The organism is Pelovirga sp. C15f (assembly GCF_057178085.1).
The window spans coordinates 1-23,765 of the sequence record NZ_JBXUCV010000004.1 but is presented as its reverse complement, the minus strand read 5'-3'; the positions used below and the strand labels follow the sequence as shown (position 1 = coordinate 23,765).

At 54.9% G+C, this 23,765-nt stretch carries 22 protein-coding genes, 1 tRNA gene and 1 other RNA gene; 13 read left to right on the top strand and 11 right to left on the bottom strand.

Going from position 1 to position 23,765, the window contains the following annotated elements:
• Positions 1–311: 311 nt before the first annotated feature.
• The 8 genes from ccoS to AC1931_RS10575 form a co-directional block, all read right to left on the bottom strand.
• Positions 312–497, bottom strand: coding sequence for a cbb3-type cytochrome oxidase assembly protein CcoS (ccoS, locus tag AC1931_RS10610; RefSeq protein WP_483877236.1), 186 nt, complete (start codon positions 495–497; stop codon positions 312–314).
• Entirely contained in the window at positions 494–2,893 is a 2,400-nt protein-coding gene (locus AC1931_RS10605) for a heavy metal translocating P-type ATPase (RefSeq protein WP_483877235.1), read from the bottom strand. Before AC1931_RS10605 ends, ccoS begins: the two co-directional genes overlap by 4 nt.
• 1 nt (position 2,894) lies before the next feature.
• Positions 2,895–3,332 carry a FixH family protein gene (locus tag AC1931_RS10600; protein WP_483877234.1) on the bottom strand — a complete coding sequence of 146 codons (438 nt, stop codon included), beginning with the start codon at positions 3,330–3,332 and terminating at the stop codon, positions 2,895–2,897.
• Between the two features lie 54 nt (positions 3,333–3,386).
• Positions 3,387–4,646 (bottom strand): 4Fe-4S dicluster domain-containing protein, encoded by a 1,260-nt coding sequence (locus AC1931_RS10595; protein ID WP_483877233.1) that lies wholly within the window; start codon positions 4,644–4,646, stop codon positions 3,387–3,389.
• A gap of 149 nt (positions 4,647–4,795) precedes the next feature.
• Positions 4,796–5,299 (bottom strand): c-type cytochrome, encoded by a 504-nt coding sequence (locus tag AC1931_RS10590; protein ID WP_483877232.1) that lies wholly within the window; start codon positions 5,297–5,299, stop codon positions 4,796–4,798.
• Between the two features lie 44 nt (positions 5,300–5,343).
• Positions 5,344–5,484, bottom strand: coding sequence for a cbb3-type cytochrome c oxidase subunit 3 (locus AC1931_RS10585; RefSeq protein WP_483877231.1), 141 nt, complete (start codon positions 5,482–5,484; stop codon positions 5,344–5,346).
• Between the two features lie 2 nt (positions 5,485–5,486).
• A complete protein-coding gene (gene ccoO, locus AC1931_RS10580) occupies positions 5,487–6,359 on the bottom strand; it encodes a cytochrome-c oxidase, cbb3-type subunit II (RefSeq protein WP_483877230.1) in 873 nt (290 codons plus the stop codon).
• A gap of 3 nt (positions 6,360–6,362) precedes the next feature.
• Positions 6,363–7,778 carry a cbb3-type cytochrome c oxidase subunit I gene (locus AC1931_RS10575; RefSeq protein WP_483877229.1) on the bottom strand — a complete coding sequence of 472 codons (1,416 nt, stop codon included), beginning with the start codon at positions 7,776–7,778 and terminating at the stop codon, positions 6,363–6,365.
• Between the two features lie 213 nt (positions 7,779–7,991).
• Here AC1931_RS10575 and AC1931_RS10570 point away from each other — a divergent pair, with 213 nt between their 5' ends.
• Positions 7,992–8,342 carry a cupin domain-containing protein gene (locus AC1931_RS10570; RefSeq protein ID WP_483877228.1) on the top strand — a complete coding sequence of 117 codons (351 nt, stop codon included), beginning with the start codon at positions 7,992–7,994 and terminating at the stop codon, positions 8,340–8,342.
• Positions 8,343–8,453: 111 nt separating this feature from the next.
• Here the strand turns inward: AC1931_RS10570 and AC1931_RS10565 are convergent, their stop codons facing one another.
• Positions 8,454–9,248: a slipin family protein gene (locus AC1931_RS10565; protein ID WP_483877227.1), complete on the bottom strand. Its 795-nt coding sequence runs from the start codon at positions 9,246–9,248 to the stop codon at positions 8,454–8,456.
• Positions 9,248–10,642 carry an NfeD family protein gene (locus tag AC1931_RS10560; protein WP_483877226.1) on the bottom strand — a complete coding sequence of 465 codons (1,395 nt, stop codon included), beginning with the start codon at positions 10,640–10,642 and terminating at the stop codon, positions 9,248–9,250. The genes AC1931_RS10565 and AC1931_RS10560 overlap by 1 nt, the downstream gene beginning before the upstream one ends.
• A gap of 214 nt (positions 10,643–10,856) precedes the next feature.
• On the opposite strand from AC1931_RS10560, the gene AC1931_RS10555 reads away from it, so the two are divergent.
• The 12 genes from AC1931_RS10555 (at position 10,857) to AC1931_RS10500 (ending at position 23,446) form a co-directional block, all read left to right on the top strand.
• A complete protein-coding gene (locus AC1931_RS10555) occupies positions 10,857–11,303 on the top strand; it encodes a GatB/YqeY domain-containing protein (RefSeq protein WP_483877225.1) in 447 nt (148 codons plus the stop codon).
• A 53-nt stretch (positions 11,304–11,356) separates the two neighbouring features.
• Complete coding sequence (locus AC1931_RS10550) at positions 11,357–11,854, top strand: CvpA family protein (protein WP_483877224.1); 498 nt, start codon at positions 11,357–11,359, stop codon at positions 11,852–11,854.
• Positions 11,851–14,220, top strand: a complete 2,370-nt coding sequence (locus AC1931_RS10545) for an endonuclease MutS2 (protein ID WP_483877223.1) — start codon at positions 11,851–11,853, stop codon at positions 14,218–14,220. Before AC1931_RS10550 ends, AC1931_RS10545 begins: the two co-directional genes overlap by 4 nt.
• Entirely contained in the window at positions 14,217–16,076 is a 1,860-nt protein-coding gene (gene dnaG / locus AC1931_RS10540) for a DNA primase (protein ID WP_483877222.1), read from the top strand. Before AC1931_RS10545 ends, dnaG begins: the two co-directional genes overlap by 4 nt.
• 113 nt (positions 16,077–16,189) lie before the next feature.
• Entirely contained in the window at positions 16,190–17,938 is a 1,749-nt protein-coding gene (rpoD, locus tag AC1931_RS10535; RefSeq protein WP_483877221.1) for an RNA polymerase sigma factor RpoD, read from the top strand.
• A gap of 130 nt (positions 17,939–18,068) precedes the next feature.
• Positions 18,069–18,145: transfer RNA gene (locus AC1931_RS10530), tRNA-Ile, on the top strand.
• 242 nt (positions 18,146–18,387) lie between these two features.
• The gene (locus AC1931_RS10525; protein WP_483877220.1) at positions 18,388–19,521 is read left to right on the top strand and encodes a Nif3-like dinuclear metal center hexameric protein; all 1,134 of its coding nucleotides are present in this window, start codon (positions 18,388–18,390) and stop codon (positions 19,519–19,521) included.
• A 29-nt stretch (positions 19,522–19,550) separates the two neighbouring features.
• The gene (locus AC1931_RS10520) at positions 19,551–20,261 is read left to right on the top strand and encodes a zinc ribbon domain-containing protein (protein WP_483877219.1); all 711 of its coding nucleotides are present in this window, start codon (positions 19,551–19,553) and stop codon (positions 20,259–20,261) included.
• 10 nt (positions 20,262–20,271) lie between these two features.
• An RNA gene (rnpB, locus tag AC1931_RS10515) (RNase P RNA component class A) lies at positions 20,272–20,660 on the top strand.
• A 64-nt stretch (positions 20,661–20,724) separates the two neighbouring features.
• A complete protein-coding gene (locus AC1931_RS10510) occupies positions 20,725–21,306 on the top strand; it encodes a hypothetical protein (protein WP_483877218.1) in 582 nt (193 codons plus the stop codon).
• Positions 21,287–22,315 (top strand): LOG family protein, encoded by a 1,029-nt coding sequence (locus AC1931_RS10505; RefSeq protein WP_483877217.1) that lies wholly within the window; start codon positions 21,287–21,289, stop codon positions 22,313–22,315. The genes AC1931_RS10510 and AC1931_RS10505 overlap by 20 nt, the downstream gene beginning before the upstream one ends.
• A 9-nt stretch (positions 22,316–22,324) precedes the next feature.
• Complete coding sequence (locus AC1931_RS10500) at positions 22,325–23,446, top strand: hypothetical protein (RefSeq protein WP_483877216.1); 1,122 nt, start codon at positions 22,325–22,327, stop codon at positions 23,444–23,446.
• Positions 23,447–23,532: 86 nt separating this feature from the next.
• On the opposite strand, the gene AC1931_RS10495 is transcribed toward AC1931_RS10500, so the two are convergent.
• Positions 23,533–23,765: hypothetical protein (locus AC1931_RS10495; RefSeq protein ID WP_483877215.1), on the bottom strand; the 233-nt coding region annotated here is incomplete at its 5' end.

Below are 23,765 nucleotides of genomic sequence, written 5' to 3'. Positions count from 1 at the left end.
GTGTCTCCTTGTTAGAGAAAAAAATGTGGGGGTGAAAATATGCGAGGTTGACCGAATATTTCAGTTAACTTGTTGACGAGAAAAGTAGCATAAAAAGAGGGGAAATGACAGGGTGATGAAAAACTTTAAAAGATGGGGTTGGCTTTAGTTTCCGGTGGGCTGAATTCACTGCAATTTGCCGCGTTGCATGACTGGGAACTGAGAATAAAGAACCGAGAATCCAGAAGGAAATATTCTGAAGCAGGTTTTCTTACAACTTCTGATTTCTTGTTTCGATAGTCCTATAAACCGGTGCTTGCAGTGACCTTTAGTCAAGGGTGTTGATCGTCATCTGATTTCTTATCCGGCAACTCCTCATCGTCATCATCCAGCATCCGGTATTTCGGCCCTTCGACATCGTCAAATTCTCCCTTTTTGACCGCGTAAAGAAAAAACAACCAGACTCCGGTGCCGATACAGAAGGAAAGAAAAATCAACAGGATGGTGGAGGTCATCATGGCAGTTGTCCGTGGCGCTTGAGGCGCAGGGAGTTCAGCAGGACACAGATTGAACTGATGGCCATCGCTGCCGCCGCGTAAACCGGCGCCAGCAGGCCGCTGGCGGCCAGGGGGATAGCAATCAGATTATAGCTGAAAGCCCAGGCCAGGTTCTGTTTGATGTTGACCAGGGTTTTTTGTGCGAGGCACAGGGCAAAGGGGATGTTGGCCAGGTGCGGACGGGTGAGAATCAGATCCGCGCTTTCAACCGCGATGTCGGTGCTGCCGGCAATGGCACAGCCGATGGTGGCTTTCGACAGGGCCGGCGCATCATTGATCCCGTCACCCACCATCATCACCGCAGCCGGGGCCAGCTGGTCAATCTGTTCGGTTTTCTGTTCCGGGGTCAGTTCAGCGTACCAGGTTTCAATCGCCAGCATTGAACAGATACGGCGGGCGACATCTTCACGATCGCCGGTTAACAGCAGGCTGGTGTAGCCGAGTCGCTTCAGGTCACTGAACATCCGGGGCGCATCGGCGCGTACCTGATCCTCAAGGGTGACCAGGCCAATATACCGGCCATCGCATGCCAGATGAACCTCGCTGCGCCCGTCGGTTGTGGTCTCAGGCAGGTCGATTCCCCGCTGTTTCAGAAAACGCCGGTTGCCGGCGATGAGATGCGTGTTGCCCTGCCAGGCTTCCATTCCCAGACCGGTATAGGTGGTGGATTTTTCAACCGGAGAGGGAGTGATGCCGTGGCGGGCAGTTTCCTTGAGAATGCCGCGGGCGAGGGGGTGGTGGCTGCCTGCTTCGATATCTGCCAGCCCTTGCAGTAATTGCTGTTCATGTCCATGGCGGCTGGGGCTGATTGCAACGACATGGGGCCGCCCGATGGTGATGGTGCCGGTTTTGTCAAAAGCCAGGTATTTAATGCGTGATGCCGCCTCAAGAATATCGCCACCACGAAACAGCACCCCGGCTTCAGCCGCCCGTCCGGTGGCGATCATTACCGCCGTCGGGGTCGCCAGCCCGAGGGCGCAGGGGCAGGCAACGACCAGCACCGAGACGGCATTGAGCAGGGCGGCACCATCACGCAGGTGCCAGTAAATAAAAGTCGCGGCGGATATCATTAAAACGATCGGGATAAAAACCCCGGCAACCCGGTCGGCGAGACGCTGAATCGGTGCCTGATCGGTCTGCGCTTGTTCAACGATGGCGGTCATCCGGGCGAGGAAGGAGTCGTCGGCGGCCGCGGTGACCTTGACCTCGATGTTGCCGTTCAGATTGAGGGTGCCGGAGACCACCCGATCGCCGCTTTCCTTGAGCACCGGCAGGGGCTCGCCGGTGACGGCCGCTTCATCAATTTCACTGGTACCACGGGCGACGATGCCATCCACCGGCAGGCGATCTCCGGCTTTGAGTTGGATAAGGTCCCCAGGGCGCAGTTGCCGGCTGTCAACCTCGTGCCAGACGCCATCTTCATAACGCAGGGCATGTGAGGGCGCCAGCTTGAGCAGACGATCAATCCCGGCGGCAGCCTTGCGTCTGGCTCCCGTTTCGATCAGGCGCCCGGCAAGAATCAGGGTGATAATCATAGCCGCGGTTTCAAAGTAGACTTCAGCGTCGGTGGCCATGGCATAGAGACTATAGAAATAGGCGCAGAGGGTTCCCAGAGCAATCAACAGATCCATGTTGGGTTCATGATTGCGCAGGCTGATCCAGGCGCCACGAATAAAAGGATAGCCCGAATAGAAAACGACCGGCGTGGTGACAATGGCGGCAAAATACTCCAGCATCGTTTTAGTCTGAAGATCGATCCCCTGAAAATAACCGGCGTACAGGGCCAGGGAAAATCCCATCAGCTGCATGGTCAAAAAAACCGCCGTCCCGAAGCGCATAAGCAGGCTGCGCATTTCGCGGTGGGCCGATTGCTGCAGTTCGTCCAGGCTGTATGGGCGCGCCAGATAACCGATGGCGGCCAGTTTGCGGCAGATATCGGCAGCGCTGATCACCGTGTCGGTAAAGCGGATCAGCACCCGGTGGGTGGCAAAATTGACCCGAACCGACAAAATCCCCGGATGTTTTTGCAGCAGTCGTTCAATCAGCCAGATGCAGCTGGCACAGCGGATCCCATCGACAATCAGGCTGATTTCGTCCCCGGTTTCTTGATGACGGACAAAACGCGCCAGGTAGGCATCGTCAAAACGTAAGTTGAAGGCTTCCTTGAGGGTCCCGGCCTCACGGTCGGGGCGCTGATAAAAATGCTCGAGGCCCGCGCCACGGATAATCAGATATGCGCCGCGACAGCCGTAGCAACAGAAGTTGCGGGTGGTTCCGGCGATCTCTTCGGTTACCAGATCGGCAGGGGAAAACTGTTCAGCACAGTGGTCGCAGGTTAGCTCGTTGATAGCGGTCATTTCAGAGGGTCAACAACAGGCGCCGCAAAATCCGGGCACCATCATGATCAAACTCAGCCCGGATGAGGGTTTCACCGGATAATTGGGGTAATTGCGCACGATAGACGCCGGGATCTGACTCCTCAAGGGGAACAATCAGCAAGGCTCCGCGGTACTGCAGTTCAAGCAGACCTTGAGCGCCGCTGACCGGTTCGCCTTCATGGTTGGTTAAGCGCTGGATCAACACGCCGTCAATCAGCTCGCTGTGAAGCTCCCACCCCAGTACGGCTGCCGCCCGTTTCTCGAGCATCGTGCTGTTGTATTTCAGCCCGTTGCTGTAATAATCCCGATCACTGATGTCACTGACCCGGGTAGCAGCCTGGTAGGCAGCCCACCCGGAAAATACCAGAAAGGAGCAGAGCAGCAGGGGAACAAGCAGGGCGGAATTGAATCTGGCCATGATTTTCTCGTTTCGTTACCGGCAAAGGATGTCAGCAAGCAATAACCGTTGGGCTTATTGACTATTGACTGGCGCTGATAGTTGCGCCCTGGCGGTGGCAACCGGCTGCTGATGGTTGCCCAGCAGTTGGAATTCTACCACGATCGGCTGATTGCTGACAGGAGAGAGCACCATCAGCCGGAGCTGGTAATTGCCGCCGGCGGCGACAGAAATCTGGTCTGTCTGCCCCCTGATCTCCAGTGACTTACCATCTGGAGCGAGGGCTCGCAGGTGATATTCCTGACTTTCTGCACTGCGGTTGTTGATCCAGACAGTAAACAGGTTGGTTTGCAGGTTATTGACGATCCGGCTGACAGCCGTTGGTGCCAGTGAGATTTTCAGGGACGCTGATGATCGCGCCAGGGCAGCGTAAGCCAGGCCGCTGAGCAGACCGATCAGGAGCAACCCTGACAGCAGTAAACGGAGGTTCAGCAGACCCTTGGCACCGCGGTTGTCAACACCGAAGGTGTAGTAGATCAGCCCAGGTTCTCCCCGCTTGGCCATGATCCGCCGACAGGCGTCGAGACAGCGGCCACAATTAATACATTCAATCTGGTAACCTTTGCGGATGTCAATGCCCATGGGGCAGGTGCCCACACAGGAATTACAACGGATACAGCGTGGCTTTTCTTTCTCCGGCAAATTCAGGGTGAGGGTTGCCGGGTCAACAAAAGAAGACTGAATGCGCCCATAGGGGCAGAATTCACGACACATCAGCCGCCTGATCAGGGCGAGGTTAAGATAGATGATGGCAGTGATGACCAGAAAAGTGATCAGGACGCCAAGGTGCAGGGTGCCGGTGAACAGGCCGGCAAGAAAACGCTGGGGTTCGATGAAGTACCAGAGCAGATTAGCTGCTACCAGCATAGCCAGCAACAGATAGAAAATGTGAGCAAAGACCTTGCTAAGGACCGCACCCTGCAGACGGTTGCTGAGGATTTTAAGCTTTAATCGCCCCGCAAACCATTCTGCCAGGTCGGTCAGGGTTGTTTGAGGACAGGCCCAGCCACACCAGAGACGGCCAAAAACCAGGGTGATAAACAGAAAGGCGACCGCTGTCACGAGGATAAAAAGCAACAACAAATAGAGTTCCTGAATGCGCAGGATCTGACCGAACAGGTGCAGGCTGAGACTGGGGATATCGATGCGCACGAGGCTGACGCCACCCGGTTGTATCCATGGCAGCAGGATTATGGTCAGGGTCGTCAGCCACTGGAAGGTTCGGCGCCAGGGGCCGAGGAGCAGCGGCCGCTTTGGTGGATGGGTGGTAGGCATGATGAGGTTGCGGTGGCCCTAGTACCCTCTACCCCATAATCTATCGCATCTTGCTTGTCTTTTGACGCGTCAAAATCCTGTGCAATCTTTGCGATTTTTTAAGAGTTACAGGGTCCTGGTCGGCCACCGCTTCAAGGTTCCTTTGCCGGTTACAGCTCGAGTAGATAAGCTACCAGGGCATCAATTTCGTTGCTCTTCAGACTGCCTGCAAAGCCGGGCATCATGTCGCCACGTCCATCAGTAATGCTGGTACGGATGCTGTCGGCATCCTTTCCATAGGCGTAATCGCCGGTCAGATCGGTAGCAAAACCACCGGCGCCACCAGTACCATGGCAGGCCGCACAGTTGGCATTGTAAAGACCCGCTGCGTTAATCCCGCCCGCTTCAGCGGCTGTTGCCGAGATTCCTGGAGATTGTTCAGTTGCAGCTGCAGCCGGATCGGGCCGGGTATAAGTCTCCTGATAAGCTGCCATTTTTTCCTCGAACTCTTTTTCCGAACTCCAGCCGCTGAAAAGGTAATAGGCGCTGAAACCGATTCCCCAGATGATCAGCCCGTAAAAAAGAAGGTTGAAATATAAAGGCGGCGCCTGCTTGCGATCTTCAACAATGCCGTCAGCATGTTCGTCGTGGTTATCACGTTTTTTTGCACTCATCTGTTACAACCTTTCTCTGGTTCTCAAGGCTTGTTCCGTTCGAACTAATCGTCGTCCATCATCCGGTATTTAGGGGCTTCTTTTTTCTGTTTGTTCTTGCGCCTGTAGGTGTTGAGTACAATCAGGGCAAAAACAATGAAAAGGCCGAAGGTTATCGCCAGATACATAATGGACGCCAGATCCATGGTCAGTCTCCCGTCGACTGATCGTATTTGATCAGATTGACCAGTTGCCAGACCCGCTCGGTACCAAGACTGGCGTAAGAGGGCATGCCCCCTGCCGCTATCCCATCATAGATGATACGGAAGAGAATCTCTTCATCGTAATGATCGCCTACCAGCTCCGGTCCGATACCACCCTGCATGTCGTTGCCATGACAGGCAGAACAATTGCTCTGATAGAGGGGCCGCCAGCTTGCCAGGGTAGCCTGGTCGGTTCCGCTGAAGGGGTTGTGCAGTTCACCGACAATTTCCGTGCGAGCTGTCTGGCGCCAGGGAATGTCGCTGCCGAGTTTCTGCATGTAGGCAATGATGGCGTCCATCTCGTTTTTGTCGGCAAGCTCGGAAATTTGCTCTTCGCTATAAGGGAATCCCAGGACTTCTACCTTGCGCCGGACCTTGTCAGGTTTAAGCGTATTTTTACTCAGCCAGCCGTAAGCCGGCATGTTGGTTTTTGGATAGATGGAGCTCGGGGTCTCCATGTGCTGATAGTGCCAGGCATCGGGATATTTGCCACCCAGACGTGCCAGATCGGGTCCGGTACGCTTGGATCCCCAGAGGAAGGGGCGATCGTAGACAAATTCACCCGATTTGGAATAGTCACCGTAGCGTACGACTTCGGCCACCAGCGGTCGTACCGTCTGGGAGTGACAGTTGTTGCAGCCTTCGCGCATGTAGATATCACGACCTTCCTGTTCCAGGGGGGTGTAGGGAGTGACTCCTTCAATGCGATCGGCCTCGGTATTAACCCAGACAAAAGGGAGAACCATCGTGACGATGGTGCCGACCAGAATGGTCGCGGTCGCCAGAAGCATCAGGAGAATCGGTTTCTTTTCCCACATGATTTAGGCCCTTCCTTCTACTTCAAGCAGTTTCGGCGCCGGTTCTTTGCCCTTTTGCAGGGTCATGTAGACATTGTAGATAAAGACCAGCATGCCAAGCAGGTAAATGAGGCCACCTATAGCGCGAATCCACCAATAGGGGTACATCTCAACCATGGTCTCGGTGAAGGTGTAGGTAAGGCTACCGTCGGCATTCATGGCGTTCCACATGCCGGCCTGCAGTACTCCGGCGATCCACATACTGGTTGACCAGATCAGCTGGCCGATCACTACCAGCCAGAAATGGAGGTTGGCCAGCGGGATGCTGTAAACTTCACGTCCGTAAATGCGCGGCAGCAGGTAGTAGATACCGGCAACGCTGACCAGTGAGACCCAGCCCATGGTGCCCATGTGAATGTGTCCGGGGATCCAGTCGGTATAATGAATGAAGGCTGAAAATGAGCGGATTGCCTGCATGGGCCCCTGCAATGTCTGCAGACCGTAAAAGGTGATGCCGAGGATCAGAAACTTGACCAGATAATTGTCGCGCATCTGGTGCCACTGACCGTTCATGGACAGATAGCCGTTGATTACCGATCCCCAGGATGGGGCGATCAGCATAATCGAAAAGGCCATGGCCAGGGTCTGAATCCAGTCAGGCACCGGTGTCCAGAGAAGGTGGTGGGCACCGGTCCACAGGTACATGAAGATCAGGGACCAGAAAGAGATAATAGAAAGACGATGGCTGTAGATGGGAACGCCGGTGGTCTTGGGCAAAAAATAGTAGAACATCGCCAGTGGTGGTGCAGTCAGGGCCATGGCCACAGCGTTGTGGCCAAACCACCACTGGACGTTGGCGCTGTTGGTGCCGGCAAAAATCGAGTAGGATTTAAACGCCGAAACCGGTACCGCCAGGGCATTGACGATAAACAGGATGGCAATACCGATGATTGCTGCCATCATGTACCACAAAGAGATGTACATCTGCTCCTCTTTGCGTTTGATAATGGTCATGATGATATTAATAGAGAAGGCAACCCACAACACTACGATCATGATGTCGATCGGCCACTCCATCTCGTGGTACTCGAGGGTCGAACTGTATCCTAACAGCAGGGTGACGGCTGCCGCTGCAATGGTCAGGTTGAACAACCACAGCTGGAATCTGGCCAGTCCCGGACTCCATAGCGGGGTTTTGCATAAGCGTTGTACCATGTAGAGAAACATGGCAAAGATGGTGCCCACTCCCCAGCCATAGATGCCGGCGTTGGTGTGAATCGGACGCAGGCGACCAAAGGTGAAATAGGGTGGGTAGTTCAGATCAGGATTGACCATCTGAAATGAAACAATCACCCCGACAAGTACCGCGACGACACCCCAGACAATGCTCCAGTTAACAAAGCCTTTGACGATGTCGGTATGATATTGCGGTTTTCCCATGTGGCCTCCTGAGGCGGGTTGACAGGTATGTCCAAAGGAACGGATAAATGTGGCAGAGGTTGGGTCGTGAATAGAAATCGTGACCATTTTAGTGAAATGCTAAGGAAAGTCAATTGGCATTGGGACGCTTTGGCGCTAAAATAGCGGACAGTGTTGATTTTGGCGGGCTGATGGAAATTGTTAAACAACAATAAATTAAAAAGGAGATCATCAATGAAAATCGTTTCTCTGGATCAGGTGCCTCAGATTGCTATGGCCATGGAAGGTGCGCATCTTGTCAGCAAGCAGGTTCCGGTTGGCAAAGATGATGGCGCCCCGAATTTTTCATTCCGGGTTTTTACCATTGCTCCCGGTGGCCACACCCCCTATCACGTACACACTTCTGAACATCTAAATTATGTTGTTGCCGGTGAGGGTGCCGTGGTCAATGAGGCGGGAGAACAGAAGCCGGTCAGGGCCGGTGATTTCGCCCTGGTCTTGCCGAACGAAAAACATCAGTATCGTAACACCTCGGCAACTGAGGATTTCAAAATGATCTGTGCTGTTCCGGGAGCATACGAGTAATGCACTCACCACTGAGCCACAGAGGCACTGAGAAATTCATAACACCTGGCTTTCTCTGCGTTCTCTGAGGCTCAAGTGGGCGAAGTGAACGGCTGGTGAATCGATTTGTTTTCAGTTCTGATCTTGCGATTTCTCCGGCGTTTTGGCCTGTGCCATTTCAATGAAAGGTTTGATCAGATCTATCGGCATGGGGAACAGAATCGTCGAGTTTTTCTCGGCGGCGATTTCGGTCATGGTTTGTAAAAAGCGCAACTGGAGTGCTCCGGGCTGGGCCGAAATCTGCTCGGCAGCATTGGCCAGGGTTTTTGAGGCCTCAAATTCTCCGGTGGCATGAATGACCTTGGAGCGGCGCTCGCGTTCGGCCTCGGCCTGGCGGGCCATGGCGCGCTGCATCGTGGCTGGAAGGTCAACGTGCTTGATCTCAACATTGGAAATCTTGACTCCCCAGGGGTCGGTCTGGCGGTCGAGAATCTCCTGCAGGTCGTGGTTGATCTTGTCTCTTTCCGCCAGCAGCTCATCCAGTTCCACCTGGCCCAGAACGCTGCGTAGTGAGGTCTGAGCCAGCTGGCTGGTCGCGTAGAGGTAGTTGTCGACTTCGATCAGCGCCTTGTCCGGCTGGACAACGCGGAAATAGAGAACCGCATTGACCTTGACCGAGACGTTGTCGCGGGTAATGATATCCTGCTCGGGAACATCCATGGCAACGGTACGCATATTGATCTTGGTCATCTGATCGATGATCGGAATGATGAATTTCAGCCCCGGCCCTTTAACGCTTGAGAAGCGGCCAAGGCGAAACACTACTCCGCGTTCATACTCAAGCAATATCCGAACTGCGGCACTGATAATGACCGCGCCAATAACGACAATGATAATCCAGAAAAATCCTGCACCAAAATCAAACATTAGAGGGTCTCCTTTTTTTCGAAATCAGCGGACTGATCGGTTGATGTGGTGGCTGCAACTTTGATTTTTAAACCGTCAAGCACTTCTATGACCTCCACTGCCTTACCTTTAGCAATCGGCGCGTCGGCTCGAGCCGACCAATGTTCTCCGTAAACAAAAGCGCGTCCGCTGTCGGAATCGATGTCCTCGACGGCTTCCCCTTGCTTGCCGATCAGTCCGTCCTGGCCAAAATGGCTGTGACGTTTCTGGGTTTTGACCACCATGGTGGCGGCAAAGGTAGTAAAAGCGGCGCAGGAAAGCACAGTTGCGGCGATCACCGCGCGGGAAATCTGCAGGTAGGGTTCGCTGCTGTCGACCAGCATCAGGGACCCCAGGCTCATGGCAATAAGGCCGCCAATGGCCAGCATACCATAAGACGGGACGTTGGCTTCGAGGACAAACAGGATAAAGGCAACAACAATCAGCAGCAAGCCTACGTAGTTGACCGGCAGGGCCGAAAAGGCAAACAGGGCCAGCAAAATGGCGATGGCACCAACCGCGCCGGGGAAAATCGACCCTGGCTGGGAAATTTCAAAAAAGATACCGAGGATACCGAGCATCATCAGCAGGTAGGCAAAGCTCGGATTGCTCAGGGCGTTGAGGATCTTCTGGCGCCAATTCATTTCGACGGTCACCAGCTGATTGCCGGCGCCGGTGAAGATCATGACCTCGCCATCACGGATAAACTTGTAGCCGTCGAGCTGGCGTAGCAGGTCTCCGCGATCCTCAGCGATCAGGTCGATCACTGCCAGGTCCAGGGCCTCCCGGGCAGAGATGGAAACGCCGTCACGCACGGCTTCTTCCGCCCATTCCTGGTTTCGTCCCCGCTTTTGCGCCAGGCTGCGCGCGTAGGCAGCAGCATCGTTGGCGACTTTTTTCATCATCGTTTCATCGGCTCCGCCGCTACCGCCGCCGATACTGACCGGCGTTGCTGCGCCAATATTGGTGCCCGGAGCCATGGCCGCAAAGTCGGCGGCCAGGGTGATCAGTGCCCCGGCGGAAGCGGCCCGGGCACCTTGTGGCGCGACATAAACAATGGTCGGAATCTGTGAATTGAGCTGCGCCTGAATGATATCGCGCATGGCGGTGTCCAGCCCGCCGGGAGTGTCGAGCTCAATCAGCACTGCCCGGTTGTTGTTACGGTTAGCGGTTGCGATGGTGTCGGCGATAAAGGACGCGATAACCGGATTGATAGGTGCTGCGATCTCGATAAGCAGGATGTTGTTCTGTGCCGGCGGGTTGGCAAACAGCGGCAGTGACGGGGTCAGGGCGAGTAACGCAAACCCCAGCAGTGCAGCAGAAAGGCTGATGGTGCGCCGGAAGGTTCTGGTTGTCTGCTGCGGCCAGGTTGTCACTGTCTTCGCGCCTTTTGTTGTCGTCCTGGAGCAGGTTTGTGGCGGTTAAATGGAGCGCCCGCCCAGGTGATGTGATGAATTAGTCACTTCTTTGCTTGTGTTTTTGCAATCAGTCGCTATAATAGGCGGTTTGTATATATGGGTGCCAGAACCTTCTGCGCGCCCTCTTTGCATTATAAGTCCTACCGAAACTTCTACGATCAGGTGTATCAATATGAGTCTTAAAGAGCAACTCAACCAAGATATGAAGGTGGCGATGAAGGGCAGGCAGACAGACCGCCTCAGCACGATTCGCCAGCTCCGCAGTGCCATCAAAAACAAAGAAATCGAAGTCAGACAAGAAATTGATGATAGTGCTATTCTGGCTGTCATCAGCACCCTTGTCAAGCAACGTCGGGAGTCTGCCGAGCTTTATCGCAGTAATGACCGTCCTGAGCTGGCCGACAAGGAAGAAGCCGAGCTGGCAGTGCTGCAACAGTATCTTCCCGCGCAGTTAAGTGAGGATGAACTCCGCGCTCTGGTGGCGGAGGTGATTGCCGCGACCGGGGCCACGTCCCTAAAGGACATCGGCAAGGTGATGCCGGCGGTTATGGCGAAAACCAAAGGCAGCGCTGAAGGTCGGCTGGTCAACCAGGTAGTCAGAGAGTTGCTGGCCGGCTGAACGGGCTGGCTCCTTTTTGCCTCTCACCGTGTGTTCCTAAAGGGAGTTCTTTTTTGGGTCTGGTTGATATTCTGATTCTGGTGGTGTTGGCTGTCTTTTTGATCAAGGGATTGCTGCGCGGCCTGCTCAAGGAGATCTGCTCGCTCCTTGGTCTGGTGCTGGGGGGTGTTTTTGCTTTTACCTTTCATGTTCCCCTTGCTCAATTTCTTCAGGACAGTGCCGGCCTGCCAGGGGCGATTTCTGTGTGGGCAGCTTTTCTGGCTGTTTTCCTCGGGGTCGTGGTTGTTTTTGCGGTGCTCGGGTTTGTTCTGCACCGGTTTGCCAAAATCATTCTGCTGGGCGGGGTCAATCGCCTTGCCGGCGGAGTGTTCGGTCTGATTCAGGCGGTGGTCATTCTTGCCATGCTGATCATTGCCATGGGGTCCCAGCCCGCTCCGGCCATGGCGCGGCAGTTGCTCGGGGCTTCGCACCTGGCACCACCCTTCGCCACTTTGGGTGAAACCCTCCTGGACGAAGGACGGGCGCTGATGGGCAGGTCTTCAGGCCGATGATGGATAATGACGCAGCCTTGTTCGAGCGTCTTGGTTTTCCTGAATTGCGCGGCTGGCTTGCTGGTCAAACTCAGTCAGAGCCGGGACGCTTGCTGGCTCAGCAGCTTGGGTTACTGGAAGATCAGGCTGCAGTTGAACAGGCGCTGACCGAAGTCGATGAGGCGCTGGCGCTGCTTCAGGCTGACAAGTCGCCGGCGCTGGGGGGCTGTTGTGATTTAACCCCGATCCTGGCTGATTGTCAGGCCCCCGGTAGTCTGGTGTCGGCGGCGGAGCTGCGGCCGGTGCTGCAGTCGCTGCTGGCGCTAGCGGGTTGCCGTAACTGGTTTAGGGGCCGCAAGGAGGCGTATCGCCTGGCGCTTGTGGCCGATGGTCTGATGCCGCTGCCGGAATTGCAGCGGCGCTTGCAGAACGCCATCGGCGAACGCGGTGAATTGCTGGACAATGCCTCGCCAAAGCTCGCTGAACTGCGGTATGAAGGGCGACAGACCCGTGACCGGGTCAAGCAGCAGCTCGAGCGGTTGCTGACGGATGAGCGCCTCGCCGCCTGTTTTCAGGACCGCCTGGTGACGGTGCGTAACGGCCGCTATGTGGTTCCGATCAAAAGCGATTACCGTGGTCGACTTAAAGGCTTTGTTCAGGATGAGTCAGCCAGTGGCCAGACCCTCTATGTGGAACCGGCCCAGATCCTCGATGGCAACAATCGTCTGCAGCAACTGCAGCGCGAAGAACAGCGTGAAGAGCGGCGCATCCTGCTCCAGCTTGCCGATCTGCTGCGTCGTGATCGGGCCCTCTTGCTCAGCAACCAGCAATTGTTGGCTCAAATTGATTTACGTTTTGCTGCGGCGCGCCTGTCACAATCCTATCAGGGTTGTCGCCCTGAGCTCGTGAGTTCCTCGCTGATTGAGCTGCGTCAGGTCCGTCATCCGTTGTTGATGATCCGCGCCGGTCAATTTGACATCTGTGCCGCGGCGCCCATTGATCTGCTGATTGCGGAGGACACCCAGGTTCTGGTGGTCAGCGGCCCGAACACCGGTGGCAAATCGGTCGCTTTAAAGACCCTGGGACTGCTGCTGTTGATGGTGCGCGCCGGATTGCACCTGCCCTGTCGCGGTGACAGCCGTATCCACCTGTATCAGCAGATGTTTGTTGATATTGGCGATGAGCAGAGTATTGCCGACAGCCTGTCGACCTTTTCCGGCCATCTGCTGAGGATCCGCACGATTCTTGAACAGGCCGATGCCGATACCCTGGTGCTGCTTGACGAAGCCGGGAGTGGTACCGATCCGGCTGAAGGCGCGGCGTTGATTCAGGCGGTGGTCGAGGTTTTGTGCAGCAAGGGGGCAAAGATTCTGTTGACTACTCACCTTGGGCAGCTCAAACAATTTGCTCATGTTCGCTCGGGTATGACTAATGCAGCGGTGGAGTTTGATCCTGATACCCTGGAACCGACGTATGGTCTGCATTATGGTGTTCCCGGCGTCAGCAGTGCCCTGACAACCGCACGCCGCCTCGGATTACCGCCGGCGGTGGTTGAACGGGCCCAGGGTTTTCTGGGCGACCAGCATGATCAGAATCAGATCCTGATTGAACTTGGACGTCAGCGCCAGGAATTACATCGTGAGCTGGCGGCAACCCGGCAGCTGAAGTCGGAGGCGGCGGCGTCGCAGCAGTTGCGCAAGCGCCAGCTGCAGGAACTTAAAGAGAGTAAAGGCAAGGTTCTCGCACGTGCCGGTCGCCAGGCTGAAGAATTGATTGCCGCCACGCAAGAGCGCCTGAAACAGCTGCGGCGGCGGCAAGCAGAAACTTGCCCGCCGGGCCAGGCGGCGGCAGAGCGTGAAGAACTGGCTGCAGCGCGGCAGGCTTTTGCCGCTTTTGCGCCGAAGGCACGACAGAAAAGCGTGATGCCGCAGGATTTGCAGGTTGGCGAGCTGGTTCGGATTGTTGCCCTCGGAGTAGAGGCGCGAGTCGAACGGATCAGTGGCGGGCAGGTAGCTTTGCAGGTCGGTGGCAAGCGCATGCGCCAGCCGCTGACGGCGTTGGAACAGTTTGCCCCGCGCCGTTTTGTTGCAGCGCGCGTCGCTTCAAGTTCGCTGGTACGTCCCGGGGCGGCAGAGCAGCTCACGCCCCGGTTGAAATTGATCGGTGAACGGGTTGAGGATGCGCTGGCGTTGCTGGATCGCTACCTGAATGATGCCCTGCTGGCTCACTTGCAGCAGGTCGAGATTATTCATGGTGCCGGTACCGGCACCCTGCGGCGTGCCGTGCGCGACTATCTGGCGACCATGCCTGCGGTGACGGCATTTTATGCGGCGGCGCAGGAGCAGGGTGGGGACAATGTGACGGTGGTTGAGTTGGGAGGACGATGAGCGGACAGATTGGCGACGATAAAATTGAACTGGTTCGTGACCGTACCGATATCGTTGAGCTGGTCTCCCAGTATGTTGATCTCAAAACCTCCGGTCGTAACCGCCTGGGGTTGTGTCCTTTTCACGCTGAAAAAACACCTTCTTTCAGTGTCAATGCCGAGCGTCAGTTTTATCATTGTTTCGGCTGTGGTGCCGGCGGTGATGTCTTCAGTTTCCTGATGCAGAGTGAAGGATTGAGCTTCCCTGATGCGGCCCGGCGGCTGGCCGAGCGCGCGGGCATTGATCTGGAAGAACGTCCCTTGACGCCGCCGGAGCGGGCACAGATTGAGGAACGCGAACGGCTGTACCGGATTAATGGTCTGGCGGCGGATTATTTCCATGCCAACCTGATGGAGCATCCGCAGGCGGTGAGTGCGCGCAGTTACATGAAAAAGCGCGGCTACGGTCAAAAAGCTGCTGCTGAATACCGCATCGGCTATGCTCTGCCCGGCAGATCCGGTTTGAAGGATCATCTTGAGCATCACCAGATAGCAGCTACCGAGGCGCGCACCCTGGGTTTGGTGCGTGAGGGAGCGTCGGGGGGCGGCGACTACGACATGTTCCGTTCGCGCCTGATGTTCCCGATTTTCGACCTGGCTGGTCGGGTTGTTGCCTTTGGTGGCCGGGTACTGGATGACGGCAAGCCGAAATATATCAATTCGCCGGAATCTCCCATTTATCATAAAGGGGCGGTGCTCTTTGGTCTTTATCAGGCACGCCAGGCGATCCGTGTTAGTGGTGATGTGCTGGTGGTTGAGGGGTATTTTGATCAGCTGGCCCTGAATCGTGCCGGTTTTGCACAGACGGTTGCCACCTGCGGTACCGCGCTGACCGCCGAACATGCTCAGCAGCTCAAGCGCTATGCGCAACGGGTGGTGCTGGTTTTTGATCAAGACAAAGCCGGCAAGCAGGCAACCTTCAAGGCGATGACAACCCTGCAGCAGGAAGGGGTGGCTGCCGCGGCTGTTACCTTGCCTTCAGGCGATGATCCTGATTCCTTTTTGCAGCGTCAGGGTGCCGAAGCTTTTCAGACCCGCCTGGATAGAGCTCGTCCGCTGATGGAGCTCTACATGGAGGAGACCCTTAAGGGGGCTGGTTACGGGGTGGAGTTGAAGGTGAAGGCGGTAGAACAGGTGCTGGAAAAAATCGTCGCCCTGAAGAGTGAATTAGAGCAGGATCTGTATCTTAAAGAATTATCCGGTCACAGCGGCATTGACGTCGCGCGGCTGCAGTCAAAGCTCGAAATGATCGCACGGCAACAGCGAGGACGAAGCCGGGCTCCGGGTTCAGGGGCACCATTGTTGCCATCCCATCCGGCGGACGAGCCTGGGCAACGGCCTTCAGCAGCCAGAGAGCAGCGTTCGCCTGCGAATAACCAGGAGCTGGTCAGTCGCGCCGAGCAGACCCTGCTCAGGTTGTTGCTTCAAAGTTCGGCAGTACGTACAGAATTCATCGGGCGCGGAGGGGTGGGTCTGATTCACCATCCCGATGTCGCTGCGGTCATGGCAGAAATTCTCAATCAGGCGACGGCCTCGGGATGTGACATCGAGTCCCTGCTGCCGGGTTTGACCGCCGTGCAGCGCGAGATTCTGGTGCAGGCGCGTCGTTGTGATCCGGAGGAGTTTGCCGAGACCCCGGATCAGGTAGCAAGCGATTGTTTGCGGGCGTTGGAGAAACAGGCACTCAAAAGACGATCGGATCAGCTCCGGCGCGAGTTGATCCCCGCAGCCGATGAACAGGGCGATGCGGAGTCTGCTGACCGTTATCGGGCGGAACTGTCGCAGTTGCAGTCGCAGATCAAGGGGCGGCGAGGCTAAAAAAATAAGAAAAAAAACAGGGTAGTGTTTCAATTCTGATAAAAACGGTTAAACTTGACACGAACGATCAATATTTTACTTTGAATGTAACGACGCATGGAGATTTAGTACTGATGGCGAAAAAAACCAATCCCGAAGAAGTACAGCAGCTAATTGATATGGGCAAGGAAAAGGGCTTTCTTACCTATGATGAAGTTAACGATATGCTCCCGGCCAGTATGGTGTCGTCGGAACAACTTGAAGATGTGATGAGCATGTTTGGTGAGATGGATATTGAGATTGTCGACAATGACAACAAAATATCCAGTTCCAAAGATGCAGATATTGATGAGGAGGAAGACGAAGGCGATGTTGAGCTTGAAGCCGGCACGCTCGGTAAGACCAGCGACCCGGTGCGGATGTATCTGCGGGAGATGGGGCAGGTCGCTCTGCTGACGCGGGAAGGGGAGGTCGAAATCGCCAAGCGGATCGAAGAGGGTGATGCGCTGGTAGCCAAGGTGATCATGCGGACCCCGATTGCTGCCCGTGAAGTGATGCTGCTGCTGGGAAAACTCGAGAAAGGGCAAATTGGGGTTTCCGAGATTACCCGCGAATATGATGAAGAAGAGGGGGGCGAGGTCGAAGGTCGACAACGTCAGCGGTTGATGGCTCTGCGCGAAAAATTGTTGCCTCTGGAACAGCAGATCAACGAGATCGACAAGGCGTTGCAACAGGAAACAGCGGTCCGCAAGGTCAAAAAGCTTAAAAAGGATGAAGTCGAGGCGCGCGAAAAAATGACTGAGTTGCTGCGCGAGGTTCGCCTGAAGGATTTTCAGGTTGCCAAGATTGTCGACCGTCTAAAAGAAATGGGTACCCAGGTTAAAAAAGGTCAGGCGGAAATCAGTGCCTGCGAGCAGATGTTGACACGCCCACGCGCTGAAATAACCAGCTACCTGACGCGGATGCGCCAGAGTGATGAGGATGCCCATGCTGTTGCTGACGAGCTACAGGTCTCGGGTGACGTGTTGCTATCGGTGGAGAAGCGTCTTGCCGCCGCCGAGCGCAAATTTAAACGGGTAAATGCTGAATCGGGCTTTGAACCGGAAGAACTGCAGGAATATCTCAAGGAAGTCTACAAGGGAGAATGGATTGCCAAAAAGGCCAAGGCTGAGCTGATTGAGGCTAATCTGCGGTTGGTCGTGTCGATTGCCAAAAAATACACCAATCGCGGGCTGCAGTTTCTTGATCTGATTCAGGAGGGCAATATCGGCCTGATGAAGGCAGTCGACAAGTTTGAATATCGCCGCGGGTACAAGTTTTCGACCTACGCTACCTGGTGGATTCGTCAGGCGATCACCCGCGCCATCGCTGATCAGGCGCGCACCATCCGTATTCCGGTCCATATGATCGAAACCATCAACAAGCTGATTCGCACCACCCGGCAACTGGTTCAGGAATGCGGGCGTGAACCGACGCCGGAAGAAATTGCCGAGCGGATGGATCTGCCCCTCGACAAGGTCCGGCGGGTGTTGAAAATCGCCAAGGAGCCGATCAGTCTTGAAACGCCGATCGGCGAGGAGGAGGATTCATCGCTTGGTGATTTTATTGAGGATAAGGGGATTATCTCACCCCTTGAGGCGGTCATTAAGGGCAACCTGAGTGACCAGACCTCGCGGGTGCTCGCTTCATTGACGCCGCGCGAAGAAAAAGTGCTGCGCATGCGCTTCGGCATTGGAGAAAAATCAGATCACACCCTGGAAGAAGTGGGCCAGGATTTTAACGTAACCCGCGAGCGCATTCGCCAGATTGAAGCCAAGGCGCTGCGCAAACTGCGCCACCCGAGCCGCTCAAAACGTCTGCGGGGATTCTCGGCGGTTGATTAAAAGAAGTCCGGGCATCAACAACAGAGATTGTCGGTGCTCGGTTTGCTGGTAGAAATTGCTGAAATAAACTTGACAGCCGGCGGAATATTTTTTAATGTTTCCTCTTGCGCTTACGCAAAGTTAAGGAAGCGGGCCTATAGCTCAGTTGGTTAGAGCCGCCGGCTCATAACCGGCTGGTCCCAGGTTCGAGTCCTGGTGGGCCCACCACTTTTTTGACTCGTTCGCCGGTTACATCGTCGTTTGTTGTATTGAGATTAAAAAGGCCTGTCATATTCATGCGAGAACAGCAGCTATACTACTCAACCTCCCGGTTCGGCAACGGTGAGGTCGCTTGATGAGATCAGCCCAGCAGAGTATGCCCGAACGAGAAACCAGAATTTCAACCAAGAGTGCACCGGTGAACCAGTGCACTCTTTCTTTTTGCTCAGCATCCGGTTTGCGGGAGTAAAATGGCTGAGAAAAATACAGCACGCGTAGCGGATATTGTCGGTTTGATTAACCGTATTTCCCCTCCTCATCTGGCCGAAGACTGGGACAATGTCGGTCTGCAGGTTGGTGATCCCAGCGCGCCGGTGCGCCGCATCCTGGTTTGTCTTGATGCTGAAGCCGGTGCTGTTGAAGAAGCCGCGCGCCTCGGCGCTGATCTGATTGTATGCCACCATCCCCTGATTTTTCGCCCCCTCAAGCGAATAACTCCTGGTGACCCGGTGGGAGATGTTATTTTTCGGGCAATTCAACGCACCATCGCCATCGTTGCCGCCCACACGAATCTTGATCGCAGCGTGGATGGTCTTAATGACTGGCTGGCAGCACAACTAGGTCTTGCTGCTGTGACACCCCTGGAACGTCCGCGCTGCGATGGCTATTACAAGCTGGTTGTTTATGTTCCCAGCGGCCACGAGAATGCTGTGATGGAGGCCATGTTCGCAGCTGGAGCCGGTCATATCGGCGCGTATGACCGCTGCTCATTTCGTACCAGCGGCACCGGCACCTTTCGTGCTGGTGCTGACACCGATCCCTTCATCGGTACCCCCGGCACCTATAAAGAAACTGAAGAGTTACGACTTGAAACGATTATTCCGATCCAGCTGCGTGATCGCATTATCCCGCGCATGATCAAGGCTCATCCCTACGAAGAGGTTGCCTATGATCTGATCCCGCTGGCCAATCCGGTGCAGGGGGCCGGACTCGGACGCATTGGTGTTCTCAATGAGAAGCTGCCCCTTGACGCTTTTGCCGGTCAAGTCAGAAGAACCCTTGATGTTGCTGCGGTGCGCATGGTTGGTAACGCCGACCAGATGATTGGCAAGGTAGCTGTCTGCGGTGGAGGTGGTATGGTGACCTATGCCGATGCTCAGCGCCTGGGGGCTGACTGCCTGGTTACTGGCGATATTAAATTTCATGAAGCCCAGCGAGCACGAGCTGATGGCATGGCATTAATTGATGCCGGTCACTTCGGCACCGAAAAAATTATGATTAAAAAAATGGCCGAGCGGTTGACGTCCCTGATTGCTGAGCAGCGCTTTGGTCTTGAGGTTATCACCATGACGACAGAACATGATCCGTTTATTACCATCACCTGATAAGTAATACATAACAATGGAGGTACCGCGTGCAAGAAAAGATGAACCTGCTTAGAGATTTGCAGGAAATCGACCAGGAAATCAGCATCATCGAAACGACCCGCAGTGGCTATCAACAGGAACTGGGTGTTTTTGCCGAGCAGACCGCCGATGTTCAGACCATGCTCGATCAACTTAACGCTGAGATCGATCAGTTGCGCCAGGAAGAAGCGCAGATTGAGCAGGAACTGCACAAGCAGCGTGATAATGTCGCCAGGGTAGAGGCACGTTTGCCCGGTATCCAGACCCAGAAGGAGTACGTGGCGGTTCTTAAAGAAATTGATGTAGCTAAAAAAGGGAACAAGGATCTTGAAGACCTGCTGCAGAAAAAACGCAAAGAGATTACGGTTCTTGTTGAGGATCAGCAGGAGAAACAGACCAGCCTGGATGCCATCACTGACAATGCCAGGGCGCGGGGCATTGAACTTGACCGGCTGTTGAGCGAGTCAGGCAGCCAGCTTGAGCAACATACCCGCAACCGGGAAAAGGTGGCTGCGGATGTCCCGAAAAATCTGCTGCGAAAATACCAGGGATTGTTCAAGCGACGCAATGGCCAGGCCCTGGCAGTTGCCAGAAATGGTGCCTGTCTTGGATGTAATATGCAGTTGCCCCCCCAGTTGTTCAATCAGCTGCTGCTGGGCGCTGATATGCAGACCTGCCCTCACTGCAATCGCATTCTTTATGTAGAAGTCGAAGTTTAGTCTTTCGGCTGGAGAAGGACAGATGATCGCCGCTCGCTCTGGTTCGCCGGGGTCGGGGGGAGGAAAGTCCGGGCTCCACAGGACAGGATGGTTCCTAACGGGAACCGGGGGTGACCCCAGGGAAAGTGCCACAGAAAGAAAACCGCCCGCCTGGTTTTCCCGGCGGGTAAGGGTGAAAGGGTGAGGTAAGAGCTCACCAGTTCCGGCGGTGACGACGGAAGCTAGGTAAACCCCATCCGGAGCAAGGCCTAATAGGGGAACGTTTGAGGGTGGTCCGCCCGAAGTTCCCGGGTTGGCCGCTTGAGGTTGTCGGCAACGGCAATCCTAGATGAATGATCATCACCCTGTTCGTGGGTAACCACGCAGGGGACAGAACCCGGCTTACGACCTTCTCCAGCCACCATGATGATAGCGGCAGTATGAATTAAGATCATGCTGCCGCTATTTTTATTGCAGGTTGCCCATGCATTACCACCGTCAACAGTTATGGCAGCAGATTGTCACCGAAGTTCAGGATCAATATCTAAGCCTCGGGCAAGATGAAAAAGACTGGCTCGTGCCTAGGTTGGAAGCGATTGCCGACTTGCAGCGACAACTGAATACGCTCTTTGAAAAGGCTTACGGGGAACAACATTGTCGCGAGTGCGCAGGCGGCTGTTGCCATGCCGGTCACAACCATATGACCCTGGTTAATCTGCTCCAGTATGTCTACCGTCAACAACAACTGCCCGCTGCTGATTTTCAGCAAAGTTGTCCGTTTCTTGGCGCTGAAGGTTGTCTGTTGCCGGTCAGTCGCAGGCCTTATAATTGTATCTCTTTTAATTGTGATATAATCGAGTCCTGTTTGTCTGCTGCGGACTTAAATCAATTCTACCGGCTCGAAGGAGAATTGCGTCAACTCTATCTGGCGGTAGCCCGGCGCTATGCAGGGGCCGCGATGACCGGTCTGTTGTTGCAGTCCGCGCGATTACAGGAGCGATCTTTTTTTCATTTATTGCCGGCACCTATGCCGAAGGACGAATGCCATGACGACATTGAGTTTTGATCGTTCCAACGGTGAAATTGATGAATATATTGATCTGATGATGAGTAAGGCGGGCGTACACCACCCCCGGCTGATTCGAGAGATGATCCTGACTGCTCTGAAGTCCGGTCAGGAAAACAGCTATATGGCAGATCAGAAACTGATGCGCACCACCATGAAGGAGATGCGCTATACCAACAAGATCTTTGCCCCCTATCGCGACCGTAAAAAGGTAACGGTCTTCGGTAGTGCCCGCACCCGGCGCGACGAGCCGATTTATCAGACCTGCGTTGACTTCTGCCGGGAATTGGCTGAGCACAACTATATGGTTATAACCGGTGGTGGGCCCGGCATCATGCTGGCAGGGAATGAGGGCGCCGGGGCGGAGAATTCCTTTGCCGTTAATATTCACCTGCCTTTTGAGCAGGAAACCAATCCGGTAATGAGCGAGGACGATAAAGTCATCACCTACCGCTACTTTTTCAACCGCAAGGTGGCTTTCTTGAAAGAGGCTCATGCGGTTGCGCTGTTTCCCGGCGGTTTCGGTACCCTGGATGAGGCGATGGAAGTCATTACCCTGGTGCAGACCGGAAAAAACGCTCCCATCCCTCTGGTGCTCATTGATGATGATGGTGGCTACTGGGACGAATGGTTCAAGTTTTTGCGTGACAGCTTGTTCAAGCGTGGTCTGATTTCCGGGGAGGACTTTGGTTTGTTTACCATTACCCGTGATTACCGTGAGGCCATTGATGTGATTGATGAGTTCTATCGTAACTACCACTCCCTGCGTTATGTCGGCAAAAAAATGGTTATTCGCTTGAATAACCCCCTCCAGCAGGAGCAGTGCGATACCCTGATCAGTGAATTTGGTGAGATCCTTGCTCCGGGTGGGACGATGATCCTCAATGAAGCATTGCCTGAAGAACATGACCAGCCGGATCTGCACAATTTGCCGCGTTTGATTATTGACTTTAATCAGCGCAGTTTTGGCCTGCTCAGTGCTTTAATTCGGCGCATCAATGTTTTCTAGAAGTTAGCTATGATGACAGAACATACTGGAATCCCTATCAGCCCGACGCGCGTCGACATCTGTCGTCACGATCTCAAGCGCATGCACACCCTGGCCCGGACCCTGTTTCGTTTGAGTCAGCGTGATTCCTATCGCCGGCTGGTTTTGCCCGAGGTGCCGGATACCGCCCGTTTTGACCCGGGCCATGCGGCCCTGATGATGGGTTACGATTTTCATCTGGGAGCAGACGGGCCGAGGCTGATTGAGGTCAATACCAATGCCGGCGGCGCTTTTGTTGCCTGGCAAAGCCAGATGCGCGATCTGCAGGGAGGCGATGGGATACCCCTGTCAGAGCGCTACCAGCAGCGATTGCTGTTCAGTTTCCAGCGCGAGTGGCGGGATTTTTCCAGATCACGGCAGGCCCTTAAGTGTCTGGTCATCCTCGACGAAGACCCCCCGAACCAGCCCCTGTATCCGGAAATGGTCAGCTGTCGTGACTGGCTCATCAGTAACGACATCGATGCCCGTATTGTCGACCCTGGCGATCTGCAGATGGCCGCCGACGGCGTTTACCATCAGGATCGCAAGGTTGAACTCATTTACAACCGCCACTGTGACTTTTATCTCGAAGATCAGACGCAGTCTTCTTTGCGGAGCGCCTATCTGGCCGGTAGCGTCTGCTTGTCACCCAACCCCTTTGCCTACGCATTGCTGGCAGACAAACGGCGGATGATTCTGTGGACGGACGAAGCGGCCTTACAGTTGCTTGGTCTTTCATCTGCAAGGATGCGGTTGTTGCGCGAGATGGTTCCATTGAGCCGTCTGATGGGTGATATGGATGCTGCTCAGTTGTGGGATGAACGTAAAGAGCTGATTTTCAAGCCGGTTAATAAGTTTGGTGGCCGTGGCGTGTTGATGGGCAAAAGTATTACCCGCAAGCGCTTTGCTGAACTGGAAGCGGATTCAACCCTGGTACAGCAACTTGTTCCCCCCTCTCAGGTGGTGAGCCGGGAGGGCGAATCCTTCAAGGTTGATCTGCGTCTCTTTGTTTACCGCGATCACCTGCTCGGGGTCGGTGCCCGTCTCTATCAGGGACAACTCACCAACCTGCGGACACCCGGCGGTGGTTTTGCCCCGGTGCGGATTGTTTGATCTCATACGGTAACCACAGAGGCACTGAGGCACTGAGAACAACACCTAATATCTCAGTGCCTCTGTGGCTTAACTTGATCTAAATTTTAATATTTCCCGAACTCATCATCATCCAGAGCGATGGCTTTTTTTGCAGCGTTCTTCTTTGGCGCCGGAGCCGGTGACTCGCCCCAGCCGCTGTTTTTCGCTGCTGTTGTCTTCTGCGGTATCGCCCGTACGTTGGAGTGAGCGCTGCTGCCACCTTTAAGGGTAAAGCGCATCAGCATCTCGCGCATCTGGGCGGCCTGGCCGGAAAGCTCTTCGGAAGCCGCCGCACTCT

What these genes read in the sequence shown, in the direction of transcription:
- AC1931_RS10570 (WP_483877228.1), top strand. Translation starts at nt 7,992, where the DNA reads ATGAAAATCGTTTCTCTGGATCAGGTGCCTCAGATTGCTATGGCCATG.
- AC1931_RS10510 (WP_483877218.1), top strand. Translation starts at nt 20,725, where the DNA reads ATGCATTACCACCGTCAACAGTTATGGCAGCAGATTGTCACCGAAGTT.
- AC1931_RS10590 (WP_483877232.1), bottom strand. Translation starts at nt 5,299, where the DNA reads ATGAGTGCAAAAAAACGTGATAACCACGACGAACATGCTGACGGCATT.
- AC1931_RS10505 (WP_483877217.1), top strand. Translation starts at nt 21,287, where the DNA reads ATGACGACATTGAGTTTTGATCGTTCCAACGGTGAAATTGATGAATAT.
- AC1931_RS10595 (WP_483877233.1), bottom strand. Translation starts at nt 4,646, where the DNA reads ATGCCTACCACCCATCCACCAAAGCGGCCGCTGCTCCTCGGCCCCTGG.
- AC1931_RS10545 (WP_483877223.1), top strand. Translation starts at nt 11,851, where the DNA reads ATGATGGATAATGACGCAGCCTTGTTCGAGCGTCTTGGTTTTCCTGAA.
- ccoO (WP_483877230.1), bottom strand. Translation starts at nt 6,359, where the DNA reads ATGTGGGAAAAGAAACCGATTCTCCTGATGCTTCTGGCGACCGCGACC.
- ccoS (WP_483877236.1), bottom strand. Translation starts at nt 497, where the DNA reads ATGATGACCTCCACCATCCTGTTGATTTTTCTTTCCTTCTGTATCGGC.
- AC1931_RS10500 (WP_483877216.1), top strand. Translation starts at nt 22,325, where the DNA reads ATGATGACAGAACATACTGGAATCCCTATCAGCCCGACGCGCGTCGAC.
- AC1931_RS10555 (WP_483877225.1), top strand. Translation starts at nt 10,857, where the DNA reads ATGAGTCTTAAAGAGCAACTCAACCAAGATATGAAGGTGGCGATGAAG.
- dnaG (WP_483877222.1), top strand. Translation starts at nt 14,217, where the DNA reads ATGAGCGGACAGATTGGCGACGATAAAATTGAACTGGTTCGTGACCGT.
- AC1931_RS10565 (WP_483877227.1), bottom strand. Translation starts at nt 9,248, where the DNA reads ATGTTTGATTTTGGTGCAGGATTTTTCTGGATTATCATTGTCGTTATT.
- AC1931_RS10600 (WP_483877234.1), bottom strand. Translation starts at nt 3,332, where the DNA reads ATGGCCAGATTCAATTCCGCCCTGCTTGTTCCCCTGCTGCTCTGCTCC.
- rpoD (WP_483877221.1), top strand. Translation starts at nt 16,190, where the DNA reads ATGGCGAAAAAAACCAATCCCGAAGAAGTACAGCAGCTAATTGATATG.
- AC1931_RS10575 (WP_483877229.1), bottom strand. Translation starts at nt 7,778, where the DNA reads ATGGGAAAACCGCAATATCATACCGACATCGTCAAAGGCTTTGTTAAC.
- AC1931_RS10525 (WP_483877220.1), top strand. Translation starts at nt 18,388, where the DNA reads ATGGCTGAGAAAAATACAGCACGCGTAGCGGATATTGTCGGTTTGATT.
- AC1931_RS10605 (WP_483877235.1), bottom strand. Translation starts at nt 2,893, where the DNA reads ATGACCGCTATCAACGAGCTAACCTGCGACCACTGTGCTGAACAGTTT.
- AC1931_RS10585 (WP_483877231.1), bottom strand. Translation starts at nt 5,484, where the DNA reads ATGGATCTGGCGTCCATTATGTATCTGGCGATAACCTTCGGCCTTTTC.